15 protein-coding genes and 1 pseudogene are annotated in these 14,464 nt (G+C 53.3%); 9 read left to right on the forward strand and 7 right to left on the reverse strand.

Annotation, left to right across the window (positions count from 1 at the left end):
• Positions 1-60 precede the first annotated feature (60 nt).
• The 5 genes from ABH912_RS20395 to ABH912_RS20415 all read left to right on the forward strand — a co-directional run bounded on the left by ABH912_RS20395 (position 61) and on the right by ABH912_RS20415 (position 6,768).
• The gene (locus tag ABH912_RS20395; protein WP_429511486.1) at positions 61-1,692 is read left to right on the forward strand and encodes a TniQ family protein; all 1,632 of its coding nucleotides are present in this window, start codon (positions 61-63) and stop codon (positions 1,690-1,692) included.
• Positions 1,693-2,103: 411 nt separating this feature from the next.
• Positions 2,104-3,270 carry an SAVED domain-containing protein gene (locus ABH912_RS20400; protein WP_429511487.1) on the forward strand — a complete coding sequence of 389 codons (1,167 nt, stop codon included), beginning with the start codon at positions 2,104-2,106 and terminating at the stop codon, positions 3,268-3,270.
• Positions 3,271-4,521 (forward strand): nucleotidyltransferase domain-containing protein, encoded by a 1,251-nt coding sequence (locus ABH912_RS20405; protein WP_429511488.1) that lies wholly within the window; start codon positions 3,271-3,273, stop codon positions 4,519-4,521.
• The gene (locus tag ABH912_RS20410; protein ID WP_429511489.1) at positions 4,505-6,289 is read left to right on the forward strand and encodes a HesA/MoeB/ThiF family protein; all 1,785 of its coding nucleotides are present in this window, start codon (positions 4,505-4,507) and stop codon (positions 6,287-6,289) included. The genes ABH912_RS20405 and ABH912_RS20410 overlap by 17 nt, the downstream gene beginning before the upstream one ends.
• On the forward strand, positions 6,286-6,768 hold the full coding sequence (locus ABH912_RS20415; RefSeq protein WP_042556859.1) for a Mov34/MPN/PAD-1 family protein: 483 nt from the start codon (positions 6,286-6,288) through the stop codon (positions 6,766-6,768). The genes ABH912_RS20410 and ABH912_RS20415 overlap by 4 nt, the downstream gene beginning before the upstream one ends.
• 28 nt (positions 6,769-6,796) lie before the next feature.
• Here the strand turns inward: ABH912_RS20415 and ABH912_RS20420 are convergent, their stop codons facing one another.
• A complete protein-coding gene (locus ABH912_RS20420; protein WP_010565120.1) occupies positions 6,797-7,345 on the reverse strand; it encodes a 3'-5' exonuclease in 549 nt (182 codons plus the stop codon).
• Between the two features lie 227 nt (positions 7,346-7,572).
• Here ABH912_RS20420 and ABH912_RS20425 point away from each other — a divergent pair, with 227 nt between their 5' ends.
• On the forward strand, positions 7,573-8,205 hold the full coding sequence (locus tag ABH912_RS20425; RefSeq protein ID WP_429511490.1) for an antitoxin Xre/MbcA/ParS toxin-binding domain-containing protein: 633 nt from the start codon (positions 7,573-7,575) through the stop codon (positions 8,203-8,205).
• Between the two features lie 122 nt (positions 8,206-8,327).
• Here the strand turns inward: ABH912_RS20425 and arsH are convergent, their stop codons facing one another.
• The 5 genes and pseudogenes from arsH to ABH912_RS20450 form a co-directional block, all read right to left on the reverse strand.
• Positions 8,328-9,041 carry an arsenical resistance protein ArsH gene (gene arsH, locus ABH912_RS20430; protein ID WP_429511491.1) on the reverse strand — a complete coding sequence of 238 codons (714 nt, stop codon included), beginning with the start codon at positions 9,039-9,041 and terminating at the stop codon, positions 8,328-8,330.
• Between the two features lie 29 nt (positions 9,042-9,070).
• Positions 9,071-9,373, reverse strand: a pseudogene (locus ABH912_RS20435) (arsenate reductase ArsC); the annotation flags it as partial.
• A gap of 225 nt (positions 9,374-9,598) precedes the next feature.
• Complete coding sequence (locus tag ABH912_RS20440) at positions 9,599-10,066, reverse strand: hypothetical protein (RefSeq protein WP_429511492.1); 468 nt, start codon at positions 10,064-10,066, stop codon at positions 9,599-9,601.
• Between the two features lie 201 nt (positions 10,067-10,267).
• Complete coding sequence (locus tag ABH912_RS20445) at positions 10,268-11,149, reverse strand: NmrA family NAD(P)-binding protein (RefSeq protein ID WP_429511493.1); 882 nt, start codon at positions 11,147-11,149, stop codon at positions 10,268-10,270.
• 268 nt (positions 11,150-11,417) lie between these two features.
• Positions 11,418-12,047: a glutathione S-transferase family protein gene (locus ABH912_RS20450; RefSeq protein ID WP_429511494.1), complete on the reverse strand. Its 630-nt coding sequence runs from the start codon at positions 12,045-12,047 to the stop codon at positions 11,418-11,420.
• A gap of 166 nt (positions 12,048-12,213) precedes the next feature.
• Here ABH912_RS20450 and ABH912_RS20455 point away from each other — a divergent pair, with 166 nt between their 5' ends.
• Together ABH912_RS20455 and ABH912_RS20460 are read left to right on the forward strand one after the other, a co-directional pair.
• The gene (locus tag ABH912_RS20455) at positions 12,214-12,639 is read left to right on the forward strand and encodes a MarR family winged helix-turn-helix transcriptional regulator (protein ID WP_026139907.1); all 426 of its coding nucleotides are present in this window, start codon (positions 12,214-12,216) and stop codon (positions 12,637-12,639) included.
• Positions 12,640-12,703: 64 nt separating this feature from the next.
• The gene (locus ABH912_RS20460) at positions 12,704-13,252 is read left to right on the forward strand and encodes a nuclear transport factor 2 family protein (protein WP_017846011.1); all 549 of its coding nucleotides are present in this window, start codon (positions 12,704-12,706) and stop codon (positions 13,250-13,252) included.
• 95 nt (positions 13,253-13,347) lie between these two features.
• On the opposite strand, the gene ABH912_RS20465 is transcribed toward ABH912_RS20460, so the two are convergent.
• Positions 13,348-13,935 (reverse strand): TetR/AcrR family transcriptional regulator, encoded by a 588-nt coding sequence (locus tag ABH912_RS20465; RefSeq protein ID WP_056855752.1) that lies wholly within the window; start codon positions 13,933-13,935, stop codon positions 13,348-13,350.
• A 172-nt stretch (positions 13,936-14,107) separates the two neighbouring features.
• On the opposite strand from ABH912_RS20465, the gene ABH912_RS20470 reads away from it, so the two are divergent.
• A complete protein-coding gene (locus ABH912_RS20470; protein WP_017846009.1) occupies positions 14,108-14,386 on the forward strand; it encodes a LysR family transcriptional regulator in 279 nt (92 codons plus the stop codon).
• Positions 14,387-14,464: the final 78 nt, after the last annotated feature.

Here is a 14,464-nt window from a genome sequence, read left to right on the forward strand (position 1 = left end):
CTATATACTAGATCTTTGATCCACGTTCCCTTCGAACCCTACTTTGTTAATCGGTAAATGATGTCTGATCTACTATTTTTCCCTGTGTCGATGCCGGATGAAATGCTTCACTCTCGCGTCACCCGCTATCACTACCTCTCAGGCAATAGAACAGCGGCGGAAACCTACCGTGATTTATTCGCATCGAAGCCATTTAGCATCGGTGGCATCGTTCCTCAGCAGATTGAGAGGCTTGCCGACAGGCTACCAGGGCAACTGGAGAGCAATCTCGCAGAACTGATCAGTAACAACACCACGTTTCCTGCGTACAGGCCTTTTCTAGGTGTGAGGCAAGGACCGGAGGACCATTCTGGATCGCACGCTTTTGAGGGGGTGGTACGAATTCCTCGTCGCGAAGATTCCATCCATGGAAAAGCTAAGCTTTGCCTTACCTGCGTTCAGGAGGATTTGATCGATTGCGGTTCTGCCTACTGGCATCGATCACACCATATACCCGGTGTTGCAGTCTGCTGGCGCCACGGGGACTCGCTGATCCATGCTTGCCCCAAGTGCTCCCATCCTTTCTATCGAAAATTGAAGCTGCTTCCAAATCTGACTGAGCCATGCGCATGCGGGTGGAATCCGCTCAACGCTAAGACGACGAATAAGGGCTCGGATCTGGAAAAGAAGGTCGCGCTGTTCGCGCACAATATCTTGCAACGAAAGATCCCGCCCATAGGGAGCGCGGTATTGAGTTCTTGTTATGTGCGGCAATGTAAGAAACGTGGATTTGTATTTGGAAACAATGCGGGCATTGCGAAACTTTTTGATAGTATTCAAAGTGCTTATGGCGATGAGTATTTATCGCAAATTGATCCGGCCTATAATAACGGAAAACATGCGCAATGGATTAGGCTGAAGTCAGACAAGGGTCAGCTTAATATGCCGCTAGCGCGACATTTGATTATCGCGCTTCATTTATTTTCCAGTGCTGATGATTTCGAGGGAGCGTTAAAGAAGGAGTCTATCCTGCTAAGTGCTTCGAGTTCGCCAAGACCTTCAAAAAATGAAGATGCGCATTCCGGTAAAATGATTAAGTACCGTCAAAAAATCGAGATGCTTTTGGCGCTACGCTCCGAGGCTGATGTGGAGTACCTTTGGAAAAAAGCCTATAAACCAACTCATTGGCTAATGGAAAATGATAATGCATGGCTGATTGAAAGACTTCGCATGCCTAAGAAGGTTGCCGTTAAGGTTGAGAAGACTATCGACTCAAGAGACGCTGCTTATGCAGCCATTATTGAAGCGGGCGTGGATGAGTTGTATAGCGTTGCGAAATATCCTAAAAGGGTGAACATTCGAAATTTGCAGACGCTGCTCCCAAACTCGTTACCTCACGGCCTAGAACTGCGTAAGCAGAGGTTTCCCCTTACTTATCACCAGATCAAGCGTCACCAAGAGTCAGTGTGGTATTTCCGATTGAGGACATTGGTGTGGACCATCTCTGAAATCATAAGAATGAAGCTGCCGGTGAATTATTCGACTGTACGATTGACCTCGGCGGTAGCAAGCAAAGTTTTCTTGGTTTTTTCCAGCTTCTTCGAGTGGGATCTGGAAAGCTTGGCGAGAACTGGCGTGGATGCAGGGGCCTTGCTCAAGTCTGCCGGCGTATCGAGAAGTTGGGAGGGACCACCGATTGCGATTAGCTTCTGAAGGCTTCTGCGCTCCATCAGCGAGGAACGTCCTCAGGGCTGGAGCAACAGATTTAAGAACCGATTATGGCGCAGTGGTTTCTTTAGCTGAATCTTGTGGGGGCGCGCGGAGATTGACGTCGTATGGTTTTGAGGGAGATATGTATCGAAATTAGCGAGTTTATGTCTTCAGCATAAACTCGCTAATTTCGATACATACGCTTTGGTCAGCGCCATTACCCATCAGCATTTTCCAGAAAGCGAAAGCTGCCATCACTCCGTTTCGATGAGTCAAAACAAGCGTCCTGCTCGAAGCTGGCTCAGCATTGGTCACCACTCAGATCTCTCTTGAATTTGAGGCAAATGACCTTAATATGATCTTATCTTGCCATCATCGTTTTCAATCATGGATGTTTCTCGGGGGTAGGTCGAAATGGCAAAACCAGAAGACGCTAAGCCCGCGAGTGGGCGCTTTAACACGAATGATGAGACGAAGCGGATCGTATGGACACAGACCGCTGGTCATTGCGAACTGTGCGGCACAGATCTAACGTTCGACTATCGTGCCGGCAAGCCAATGAAATGGGGCGAAGTGGCGCATATCCTACCCGCCAGTCCCAAGGGGCCTCGGGGACGCGCGGATCATGATGCTGAGGCGCACACGAACGATACTGCTAACCTGATGCTCCTGTGCCCAGGCTGTCATGACAAAATTGATCGTGACGCAGACGGTTATCCTGAAAATGATTTGAGTGGTTTACACCAAGCATACCTAGAGCGCATCCGAATCGCCGCAACGACCCCAGATGGTGGCAGAGCGATTCCTCTCATTGTCCAGAGTCAGCATTTCCAGACGATCAACGATATTCCCGTTCGCGATCTGTTGACTGCGATGTCTGCGGAGGGATTAACCGCCTTCGATCAAGGCATCAAAATTGCCTTCCCTGCGCCCGGACCGCGCGGCAGGGACACTGCCTATTGGCAGAACGTCAAAGACAGCATCCAGTATGAGCTGGAGCAGCAACTCAAGCGTCGCGGCGGCACCTATGGCGACTCGCCCGCGCTAGCAGTAGTAGGCTTGGCCGATATCCCAGCTTTGATGATGTTGGGCCAGAGCATCGGCGATCGTTCCAAACGCTTAATCTTCTCTTTTCACCGCGAGCATCTTTTGCGCTGGCCCGATCAGTCTGCTGAGCCGCCCAGTTTTCTGTTTACGCCTCCACCCAACGGCGATGGTCCACTGTCGTTGGTGCTCTCCATTTCTGCGCAAGTTCCAGTTCGCGACGTGACCGACGCTCTACCCGGTGCACGTATTGCAGAGCTGTCGATTCCTGAACCAAGCTACGCGATGGTACAGAACCGTCGGGTGATTCATGCCTTTCGCGACGCACTCCAAATACGACTGAGCCAGCTTGAGGCTCTGACTCCTGATCCTATCCACGTCTTCGCCGCCATTCCTGCGGCACTGGCCATCGAGTTTGGCGCGTTGCTCACAACGCAGCATCAACATACGTACCTGATCTTCGATCGGGACAAGGAAAACCAAGATCGGTTTACGCAAACACTGCAATTGGGCTCGGTGGCCCAGGAGGCTATGTAAATGCTTTTGAGCAACGAACAGACCAAGCGCAGCAGTTGGGAATATTTTCTGCTTCGCGCCGCGCGGGAAATCTCGCTGTCGGAAGCGCAGTACGAAAAAATCAACGACCGCTACTCCCAACTGGAAAAAATCCTCTCGGCTTCTGGCAATCCGTTGCTCGCTGAGGCCCATATCTTCGTTCAGGGCTCAATGCGGCTGAAAACCACCATCAAGCCAATTCCCGGCGCGCCTGCGGATCTGGACACCATTGATGCGGACGCGATTATCTGGCTCCCTCACGCTCAAGGCGCTGGTGCGAAGGAAGTTCTAGAGGCGATTGAACAGCGTTTTAGAGAAGGCTCCCGCGTTCAGGAAGAAGTTAAGCAACTACGTCGTGGTATTCGGATCGTTTATGCCGATGAAAATCCAGGTTTTCACATCGATGTCACACCTGCCCGCGCGATCAACGGAAATGGCGAAGCAAACGGCGAGGGAAAGCTGGAGGTTCCGGATCGGGTCACAGGGTGGAAAGCAAGCAGCCCTATTCCTTACTCGAATTGGTTGCAGGTCGCTTCCGCCCAGGAAATCTCCTTGGAAAGCTTGGTGATTGCCAAAAGCCAGCGAATGCTTGATGCCGCGACACAAGATCCTTTGCCGCATTATCAGGACTACATCGATCAAGATCCCCTGCGTGCGACCATAAAGCTGCTTAAGCGGCATCGCGATGAATGGGCCATCAAAACAAGGAGCGCTGATACTCGGCCCATATCTGCAGTTATCACCACTCTGGCCACTCACGCGTACCTGGATGTCGTGAAGGAGTCCCAGTCGAAGCCTCTGGCACCGCTCGATGCAATTCTGGAAATCGTTCGCAGAATGCCGCAGCACATCGCGCAAAGAGGTAGCGATTGCTTTGTCTGCAACCCTGCCGATAACGGCGAAAACTTTGCAGAGAAGTGGAATCGACCGGGCGAGGGGCAAGGCTATCGCCAAGCATTTACCAAGTGGCATGCGGACGCCAGTGCATCTGTGTCATTGGGTTTGGAAAGTTTTGAATCCAACGATTCCTTTGCCGAGGCAGTGAAAAAGAATTTCGGTATTGCACCGGCATTCATTACGGCAGTGAACAATGAGATCCCTGCGAATTGGACGATGCCCGGTCGACCGGATGGCACTACTCGAAACTCTGCTTCGATGGGTTCGCTCTTCGGAGGGGCCAGCGGTGGCGGAACCTCTCAGTCGAGCGTAAAGCCAGTTGGACGCCTTGGCTGATCCTCTTAAGACGCCATTGCAGCGCGGAATCGCAGCACTGCGAAATACCCTAGGTCAGGATGCAGCCGATGCATTGCTCCAGCCCGCACCCATGCGGGCTGACGAAGCGGCGTGCTTTCACTTCCCCTTGCCCATCGATTACACGGGGCAGGAGCGGCGACTGCGTATTGGTTTCCCCTCCAACTTTCCCCGTGGGCTCTTGCGGCTGAACGTCGAACCTTCTCCATGGCTGGTTTGGCCGCATGCCACTAAGTCGGGGCTTTGCCTTCATGGCTTTCAGGAACGCCCCATTATGGGCTCTCCGGAGGTCGTGGTAGAGGACAGCCTTGCTCGCTTGGCCCACATCGTTTCGTTGTCCAAGATGGGATCAAGTCAGGCAACGCGCGATATCGAATTTCAGAATGAGATCACTACCTACTGGTCTTTTCAGCACGGACAGTCGTACCAGAACCTTTTACTTTTGGATCGACCTCAGGCTGCCTCGCAGTTGTTTGCTCTCAGCGATCCGCGCCGGGCTCTGCCATCCGGTCAGGAAACGGTTTGGCTAGCATCGAACATAGCTGCACTCAAAGGGCATTACCGACGGGTTGTCGGGCGCTCCGCTGTCATTCGCGCGGCCGAAACTCCTGGTTTTTACGTCAAGCTTGAGACTTATCCGGATATCCGCACCCCGGATCCAGAAGATTTATTGCTGTGGCTCACGCCACACCTTCAACCAGACGATGCCGAGCAATTGCTGGCATGGTTTGAGCTGCATGGAACGTTGGCGAGTCGATGGATTGTCCTGGAGCTTCCTGGGGGGAGGGATGCTCCAACTTATTGCCTCAATGTGCGCTCGCTTGGCGTACAGCAAGAGCGGGGGGCAAAGTTTGGCTTGCGCACAGCGCGCCGCCGGCCAGCCATCGCAAATGCACATCCACCGGCACTTGTCCGCGCAACTGCCCTAGACGTGCTTGATCGTGCGTCCATTCTGTCCCGCGATATAAGCGGCACTGCAAAGCACCTTGAAAATGCTCGGGTCGTTTGTGTTGGCGTTGGCTCGTTAGGCAGTGCGGTGGCAATACAATTGGCACGCTCCGGTGTCGGCCACCTTACCCTCATCGATCCTGACACTCTGGTGTCAGCCAATCTGGGTAGACACGTTCTGGGAGCGGATAGCCTAGGGAGGCTGAAAGCCTCAGCGTTGAGGGACAAGATTCTGTTAGATCTTCCGACTACAGAATGCACCGCTTATTCGACTTTCGCCGAAGTAGTTATGAGCAGCAAACCAGAAGTGTTCGATAACGCAGATCTTGTGGTGATTACGACAGCAGACTGGCAGTCGGAGGTCACTGTATGGCGAGCCAAATCCAGCGGCGTTTCTTGGGGACTTTTACAAGCCTGGAGCGAACCGTATACCCAGGTAGGCCACGCGCTATTCGCACCAGCCGGTACCTTTGATGGCCGTCATTTATTCACGGACATCGGCGATTTTCTTCATAAGTTTACAGAGTGGCCGGGAGGAGGTGTGGTTCCACTGCCGGCGTGTGGGGAGAGCTTTATTCCAGGCGGATCACTGGGGATGACCAATATTGCCTCTATGGTGTCGCACACGGCTTTACGCGCATTGACCGGCAACATTGCCACTGCATCTTGGGTCAGCAGTATCTACAGGCCTGAAGATGTGCCGAGCCTAGGAGGCCAATACCATGGGCCCAAACTGCCAGAGGGGGCGCAGCAACTCCTACTCGAGCGCGGATGGCCGGAACCTAAGGATGAAATGGTATGACGGATATCGCTTGGCGCTGGAGATGGGCGGAGGTGGATTCCGAGTTATTGGTGTCGCAAGCTGTCGCGGACATCTTGGATAGTCATCGGCAGGGCCTTTTTGGCGTGGAGCGAGGGGGACAGTTATTCGTCAACCCGGTTAATCCGAAAGGGTTGCTGCTGGCCTTGGCCACGTTGCCTCATCGCGCCGATCGGTCAGGCTGGTCTTGGCTAGAGTTGGATGCGGAGCGGTGCCGTCAGGAGATCCAAGCTGCCAACGAACAAGGGTTACGTCTGGTGGGCTATTGGCATACGCATCCCCAATCTGTTCCGGTGATTTCTCCGGCAGACATAGGAAGTTTCTCCAGATTTGCTGCGCGTTACACGCAGGATCTGCCGCACCCAATAGCCGTTATCGTTGGCAAGTCCGAAAAACCAGAAGGCATCAAGGCTTGGTCGTTCAGGGGCGGCAGATATGTTGAGGCAACCTGGCTTAGATAAGCTTCAAGTCGGTGCCATGGGAGGCACGTCAGCGGTTACCTTTACCCGCCAGCATTAGCGCGAAGAGCTCTGCCTGAAAGCGAGCATCATCCAATGCGTTATGGTTCGGTTCGCTGAGTGGCTTCAGCGCAGCGGTCATCTTGGATGATTTTGTTTCCTGCCAGCTGCAACCTACAGCTCCCATAAAGTAGGCCTTCATGTCGATAGCGGTAAAACCAAAGGGGTTGGTTTCCAAGTATTTGTGGAAGTAGTAGTTGACGAATGACCAGTCAAACGGTGCATTGAGTCCTACGAAAATGACCTTCTGCCCCGTTTGGCAGGATGATTTCAGCCATTCACCAAATGTCAGCATCGCCTGTTGCGGAGTGAGTCCTTCGCGCTCCAGCTTCTCCAGACTCAGCCCCGATACTGCCAGTGCTTCTGGGTCGTGTTTTGGACTGTCAGGTCGTAGTTCAAGATAGATGGACGTGGCAGGTTGATCTACAAGGCAAGCTCCAATGGAAAGCAGACTGTATTCGCCTGGTATAGGTCCAGAAGTCTCGACGTCGACGGAAACATAAAGCTCATCAGGGTTCATGTCATATCCTTTTCGTGTAGTTGCCAGATCACGCTCAAGCTCGTAACCATGTGACGGTGGAAAGGCGGCAAAGCCATTGCCCCATTTTTTGCTGTTGCACTCGCTATCCGGCGTTCGAGCAGCGGCAGTGCATGTCTACCGGAGGAGTGCACGTTCCTTTGGTCAGCTCTGCGCCCGAGCATAATGATGTGTGTCATTCTCTAATCGCGGATGAGGGCCGGACAATCATGAGCGAGCGTTGGATAGTCAAGTGCCAGAATACTGAGGACGGTACTGGCGACATCATCATTGATCTACCTCCAGAGTTGCTTGACCAAATGGGGTTAGGTGTTGGGGACGACCTGGAGCTAACGGTAGCGAATGGCACATTAGTGCTGACGCCCATGGACAACGCAGCATCAGTGCGGCCCATGTTTGCTGGCGTCCTGCGTCATGATGCCTATCATGCTTACCGCACGCGTCTGGAGGCGCTTCTTTATATCTCCGTCAATGCTTCGGATCTGGACATTCACGACATGATTGTAGCTGGCTTCTCGGCCAGCCTGATCAAGGTGCTTTGTGATGATGGAACCCTAAGCGACGAAGAACGCGACAGAATAATTCACCCAAAAGCGCTCAAAACAAAATTGGCAGCCAATCAGCTTTTAACGTTGCATGAGAGTGACCGCCTGTTCCGGTTTGGACACATTACCGCCATGGCCGAGGTGATCTTCGGTGACAAAGGGAAGGCCAAACAATGGCTTTCGAAACCCAAAGCCCGTTTTTTGGGAGAAAGCCCATCGGCGATGGTCACTACATCTCACGGCACACATCTAGTCGAAGAAATGCTGATTCAGGTGTCTGAAGGCATGTCATTTTAATCCAGCCGCAGCCGAGTAGAATCAACCCAGGCGAGTACGCGATCGCAGCTGGCATTGTTAAGGCGGCGCGCTCCGTTAACTCGGGTGCCCACGGAATTGCTGAATATTTTTCTAACCTATCTTCAGATGGAGCGCTGATTCACTCGTTTCGACAGCTCTTCAGCCGCCTCTTTGCGTTCCGAGTAACGGTCTACCAAGTAGTCCTGACGGTCACGCAATAGCAGGGTTAACTTCATCAGCTCCTCCATCACGTCGACCAGGCGATCGTAGTAGGACGAAGGCTTCATACGTCCATTCTCGTCAAACTCGGTAAACGCTTTGGGCACTGAAGACTGATTGGGGATCGTCACCATGCGCATCCAGCGACCCAGTACCCGCAACTGATTCACCACGTTGAAAGACTGAGAGCCGCCGCACACCTGCATAACGGCCAGAGTTTTACCTTGGGTCGGACGCACTGCGCCCATCGCCAATGGCACCCAGTCGATCTGAGCTTTAAAGACAGCGCTCATCGATCCATGACGCTCCGGAGAACACCACACCTGCCCTTCAGACCACTGCATTAGCTCGCGGAGTTCCGCGACTTTGGGGTGGGTATCCGGAGCATCATCAGGCAGTGGTAATCCTGACGGGTTGAAGATTCGTGTTTCCGCATCGAAGTGCTCCAGCAACCGAGCTGCTTCTTGGGTAACCAACCGGCTGAACGAACGCTCGCGGGTCGACCCGTAGATCAGAAGGATGCGCGGTTTATGCGTGGACGGCTCACGAGGAGTGAGTCGTTCCATGCTTGGGACGTCGATGAGATCTGCTTCGATGTTTGGGAAATGGTCTTTCATAGTGACTCCTGGCACCAGCGGGACATGGCCTACAACGTGCCGATGCGGGCTAGCTCAGTTTTAAGGTCTTCTGTGTTCAACGTAGCGATAGGCAACGAAATGAAGGCGTTTACCCGCTCCTGGATTTTGCTAAGGGTTTGCTGGAATGCCGCCTCGATTTGCGCTTCAGATCCCGTAGCTTCAGAAGGATCTGCCAGCCCCCAATGAGCCTTGAGCGCCGGGCCGAAGAAAATCGGGCAGGCTTCGCCGGCAGCGCGATCGCAAACGGTAATCACGATGTCTGGTGGCGATCCTTCAAAGGCGTCTGACGCTTTACTGCTAAGGCCTTCCGTAGGGATACGTGGCGGCTCAAACAACGGGTGCAATCTTCGGAGTATTCGCTGCGCATTTCATGTTCGAGCTGCCTGTGGTCGAGTTTGCGAAATTGCACTCCCCTTGCCCCACCCGTTTGCATCCGACCTGACCAGTCATTTGCATTCGATCTGACCACCGATGGCGTCGGATTTGACCAGCAAGCTTCGAACCATGAGCGGCAAAAAACGACCCTTAGCTGCCGCTCATGAAGTCGTGTCCCAATAGAAATGGATGTACTCATCTTCATACTCCGCGAACAGCGAAACGATAAATTCCGTTTTCATTGAGTACATCAATAGCGCTCCCACGAAGCCCGTCGACTCATGCAGCGGTTGTTGGAGCGGGGCGATCAATTCGATCGCCTGATCTGCAACCATCTGATTGAAAACTGCTTCAGAGATTTCCTCAAACTGAGCGTCGGAAACGTATCCTGGGAAATAACTTTCTCCTCCCAGCCGCCAATCCATCCATTCCGCGAAAAGCCAGAAACTTAATCCGTTCTCCCCTTGCCGCTTGGGGGCACGAGTTATCCTGATGCACTGCTGAGATTCCTCAATTCGAAAAGCCATTCCTGGATAAACGACGTAATAGAGACCGGGACAACGATTGTGCGCTGTCCAAAAAGTCAGTTGCTCACTGGAGAGTTGATCAAAGTCGCGTCTGTCGAACATGGAAGGACCTAGTGTTGGCGTCGCGCTAATGGGCAAGAGCGCCCGATAGTAGCAAAATGGTTTCAATGGTGTTTTTCGGGAACCGTCCGCTTCTGGCCGATTACTGTCCTTCGGACAGACTGCGGTTGGCCGTATGCGGGCGACGACGAACGTCCGCTTTTTCCGCCCAAAGCAGTCATTCGCGGCCGCCAAGTAAAAGCTTTATCTGGTGAGCAGTTCCTTGTGCAAGGTCACGAACGCTTGAACAGTCATCGGTGGCTGTCCCGTAACCTCGCCAATAATGGAATCCTCACCCTCGAACACGCCGTGCTGGTAGTCCTTTGCAACTTCCAGCAGATGCTGAATGAGGAAAGGCTGTAGGCCATCGCTCTGCAGCTCCTGGCGGTACTGATCCAGTGTTATCGCCACGTACTTGATCTCACGACCCAATACTCTGCCGACTTCGTCAGCTATGGCCTGCTGGTTCAGTTCAACCGGACCGTGCAGCGGGTACGTCCTGCCCTTGTGGGATTGTGGGTTTTCCAAGATTGCAGCGATCAGTCGAGCCTGATCCTCTGCTGCGATCGGGGCGTGACGACCTGAACCAAACGGCAGGCGAATCTCGCCATGTTCAACAATATGTTTGCGCCAGTGCGGGTAGATCAGCCACTGTGCAAAGTAAGTCGGTCGCAGGTGCGTCATATCCAGGCCCGACCAGTCAAACACTCGCTCGGCAGTGTAGTGATTAAGGGCCGCGTGACTCTGGGCCACGCGACGTGCGGAAATTTGAGACATGTTTACAACTGACTCTACCCCGGCTTCTTTAGCAGCCAGAGCGAAGTGGGCAGTCGCTTCAATCAAGCCAGGTGCGATTGGGTAAACGAAATAAGCTCGCTTGATGCCTTCAAGCGCTGCTCGAACAGCGTTCAAGTCCAGCAGGTCCGCGACCACAACTTCGGCGCCCAATTGGCGCAGTTTGGCCGCTCGATCATCGTCCGTGCGGACTAGCGCACGGACCGCGTGTTTTTTCTGGCGCAGTATTTCAACGGTTCTCCGGCCGGTAAAACCACTGGCGCCGGTAACGAGTATGGTGGGGCTTGTCATCGACCTTCTCTCTCTTTTGGTTTTCGACTGCATAATGGCCATGGTTCGTATGATGGCTGTAATATGGTTATATGATAGCTATCATCTTTGTCAACGTGTTCTTTAGCTCTAGGGAATTCAGAACGTAAGTTTTAGGGGGGGTAGGCAGTGTAGGCGGGGACTGGAGGGACGTCAGCAATCTGACGAGAGGGCTGGCAACCACCGGAATGAGTGTACCGCACGCCTAACGAGGGTCCGAAGACAAAGTCGGCGGGTTGATGGATCATTTTCACGATGACGGCTTGGATTCAAATGCTTGCATGCCCAGCTTCACTGCAGGTCGGGCCTCTATCAACGCCAGCCAGCGTGCCATGCGGGGCAACTTTTCCCAATGAATTTGGTCACGCACCGATCTTGCAAAAGTGAACGCAGAAATATCGGCCATTGAAAAGGTATCGCCCGCTATGTACCCGCCCTCGAGAAATGCCTCTGCCGTCATCAGATGTTCCAACGCTCGTCGGCTTAATGGTGCAGATGCATCTTGCTGCCCTATCTGGCGCAGAAAAAAAGCAGCGTGGCTTGGGGCGATGACATCCGTGACGAAGAAATAAAACCGGTCATAGACCCGGTACCGTTGAGGACTCGGCTCTCTGGGCGACAGCCGACCAGGGGCGTGTTCGTCAGCATACTGAATAATGCCATTTGACTGATTGATTACAAGGGGAGGTGAGACGCTGTGATTTACAAATGTCGGAGCCTTACCTAACGGGTTAAGCGCCAGATATTCTGGGGCACGCTGATCGCCAGAGAGAAGGTCAAGGCACCTCGGGGTAAATTCTATGCCCGCTTCAGCCAAGGCGATTGCAGCTCGTACACTATTCCCCGTTGATGCGCCATAAAGCTCCCGTACCTCAGACATAAAGTTCTAACCTCGTAAAATTGGTTACGCGAATGCGTCCACGAAGGGACGATGTATGACGGTTTCAGCAATTTTGCTGACCTCTTAGGACTCGTCGGCGCTGAGCACAGCCTCAGTGCCTCAATTTGTACTTGACTGGTGTGTATTTACACATATGATGGACGTCATGAAAAGCCCCCATGGCGCCGACCTTTGTCATTGCCTCGCCGCGAGACGCCATGCGCGTCTGCTGACCCGCCTCTACGATCGGCATCTGTTTGCTGCGAAACTCACTGTCTCGCAGTTTTCGACTCTTGCGTTGATCAATGAGCATCCCGGGATCCTGATCGCCGAATTGGCTGAGGTAATGGTCATGGAACGAACTACGTTGGTTCGGGCACTGAAGCCACTGCAGAACGAAGGTTATGTCGCTAGCCATGCCGAAGGGCCGCGTTCTGCCATCAGGCTCTCGCTGTCTGCGCAAGGACGAGCGAAGTTGGAGGAGGCCGAGCCCTATTGGAAAGCCGCGCAGCGTGAGCGTGAGGATCAAATCGGCGGGGTCGCAGCAGTTCTGATTCGTAACTCACTTCTTCAGCAGGCCGGTGGCGAATAAATTTTTTTGCGTGTTTGGTGTGTAATTGCACATATGATTCTTACCCAGAAATGAGGAAGTACTCATGAAAGCTTTTCCAAGAGTTCCGTCCCAGAGCGCTGTCGATCCAGCGGAGCGAATCAGTGCGATCGACTTCGTGAACAGGCTCAATTGGTGGTTCGAGACTTGGGATGTGGAGGCAATGGTCGATGCTTTTCTACCGGACGCCGTCGCGTACCACTTCCATGGCACCATTCGTGGCCACGATGAGATTCGCCAGTTCTTCAAGAAGGACTATCCGTATCTGATTCCTGGGGTCAGCCGACACGCTACCAATCACATTGTCGATGTCGATGAAGACGGTGTGGTGGTGCGCTATCAGAATTTGCTTGTGCGCTACGCCACCCCAGAGTCGGCAGCGATACTGGGAGATGGCCAAGCCATCGATAGCCCCGATGATTTGCCTGCCATCTGGCTCTACTCGCCAATGATGGATCGCTTGCGTCGAACTGAACACGGCTGGAAAGTCTTCGAGCGGTTCATAGGTGGTTCAGCCATCAACACGAGGCTTAACCCACCGATAACTGATCCTGCTCAACTTGCCAAGTACATGCCCCAATTAAAGCAAGCGTAAGACCTGCCATCGTCGAGTAGAAATGAAAGGGGGGGCGTTCCACACATATTCGGATTAGCGAAGCCCTTGCTAACAGTAAGTCAGTCTTCATCCTTTCAGCGGCGCTTAGCAGCCCGCTCTTTTTTTGTGGGAGTGACAGGCCAGGCATTAATGACCGATTGTAGAAACTGCTCAGACAGTTCGGGGCTATCTAGCGCTCTGGCAATTAGCATCGCCCCCGCGATCGATGACAGGACGCGTAGTGACTCTTGGTACTTCTCTTCATGATTTTCGCCTTCGACCAACGCCATCAGGGTGTCAATCAAATGCTCGACGCCTCTGGTGAAGGAGCTGCTGACGGTGCCACCGGTACGCGCGACATCCGCACCCAATGCAGGAATGGGACAACCCTCGGTCCAGTTATCCAGATGCGCTTGTGTCAGATACGTCTTGACGAGCTCGGGAATAGATTTGGCATTTTGCCAATCCTGAATATTGGACTCGAATGTCCGGCTGACCGCTTCTGACGCGAGCTGTTCCTTGCCACCCGGAAACTGTCCGTAGAACCCGCCATGGGTCAGGCCAACCGAGCGCGAGAGCTCACCGATACCAATTCCGTCGATGCCTTTTTCCCGATACAGCCGTGACGCTGCAGTAAGGATGGCTTCTTTGTTGGCAGCGGCCTGGTCTTTCGTCACTTTCATGAAATTGCTCCTGTGGCCAGGTTGGCATCGCCTGGACATAACGATGTAGATGGGCTGGCTTTCATGATATTCGTCATATAAAGTTGCTGCAATGGCTGTATAGGCATCTGCAGAAGTCTCGCGGATCCCATGGCTTTAGCTCAAGTCAATAACTCCCCGGTGGACCGGCCCCATGAAACGGAATGATCTGCGCTGTATCGATCTGAATCTGCTGGTGGTGTTCGAAGCGCTTATTCAGGAGCGCAACCTTACCCGCGCCGCTGAAAAATTATCTCTTGGTCAGCCAGCGGTCAGCGCTGCGCTGGTGCGTTTACGCAGGTTGTTCAACGACCCTCTGTTCGAGCGCATCGGTCGTCGAATGGTGCCCACCTCACGAGCATTGCGTGCTGCACAGACGCTCGGGCCGGCGTTGGATTGCGTGTGTACTGCAATCACCGACACCAGGGTTTAACCGGGCTGATCCCTTTTTTTGTCATTAAACATGACGACCATCATTATTGATGATAGCCAACTTCACTCCCTTCGATTC

It is taken from the genome of Pseudomonas sp. BT76 TE3572 (assembly GCF_050435365.1).
Taxonomy (GTDB): Bacteria; Pseudomonadota; Gammaproteobacteria; order Pseudomonadales; family Pseudomonadaceae; genus Aquipseudomonas; species Aquipseudomonas fluorescens_W.

What these genes read in the sequence shown, in the direction of transcription:
- arsH (WP_429511491.1), bottom strand. Translation starts at nt 9,041, where the DNA reads ATGAAAGACCATTTCCCAAACATCGAAGCAGATCTCATCGACGTCCCA.
- ABH912_RS20400 (WP_429511487.1), top strand. Translation starts at nt 2,104, where the DNA reads ATGGCAAAACCAGAAGACGCTAAGCCCGCGAGTGGGCGCTTTAACACG.
- ABH912_RS20450 (WP_429511494.1), bottom strand. Translation starts at nt 12,047, where the DNA reads ATGTCTGAGGTACGGGAGCTTTATGGCGCATCAACGGGGAATAGTGTA.
- ABH912_RS20415 (WP_042556859.1), top strand. Translation starts at nt 6,286, where the DNA reads ATGACGGATATCGCTTGGCGCTGGAGATGGGCGGAGGTGGATTCCGAG.
- ABH912_RS20425 (WP_429511490.1), top strand. Translation starts at nt 7,573, where the DNA reads ATGAGCGAGCGTTGGATAGTCAAGTGCCAGAATACTGAGGACGGTACT.
- ABH912_RS20455 (WP_026139907.1), top strand. Translation starts at nt 12,214, where the DNA reads ATGAAAAGCCCCCATGGCGCCGACCTTTGTCATTGCCTCGCCGCGAGA.
- ABH912_RS20460 (WP_017846011.1), top strand. Translation starts at nt 12,704, where the DNA reads ATGAAAGCTTTTCCAAGAGTTCCGTCCCAGAGCGCTGTCGATCCAGCG.
- ABH912_RS20470 (WP_017846009.1), top strand. Translation starts at nt 14,108, where the DNA reads ATGAAACGGAATGATCTGCGCTGTATCGATCTGAATCTGCTGGTGGTG.
- ABH912_RS20465 (WP_056855752.1), bottom strand. Translation starts at nt 13,935, where the DNA reads ATGAAAGTGACGAAAGACCAGGCCGCTGCCAACAAAGAAGCCATCCTT.
- ABH912_RS20420 (WP_010565120.1), bottom strand. Translation starts at nt 7,345, where the DNA reads ATGAACCCTGATGAGCTTTATGTTTCCGTCGACGTCGAGACTTCTGGA.
- ABH912_RS20445 (WP_429511493.1), bottom strand. Translation starts at nt 11,149, where the DNA reads ATGACAAGCCCCACCATACTCGTTACCGGCGCCAGTGGTTTTACCGGC.
- ABH912_RS20440 (WP_429511492.1), bottom strand. Translation starts at nt 10,066, where the DNA reads ATGTTCGACAGACGCGACTTTGATCAACTCTCCAGTGAGCAACTGACT.
- ABH912_RS20395 (WP_429511486.1), top strand. Translation starts at nt 61, where the DNA reads ATGTCTGATCTACTATTTTTCCCTGTGTCGATGCCGGATGAAATGCTT.
- ABH912_RS20405 (WP_429511488.1), top strand. Translation starts at nt 3,271, where the DNA reads ATGCTTTTGAGCAACGAACAGACCAAGCGCAGCAGTTGGGAATATTTT.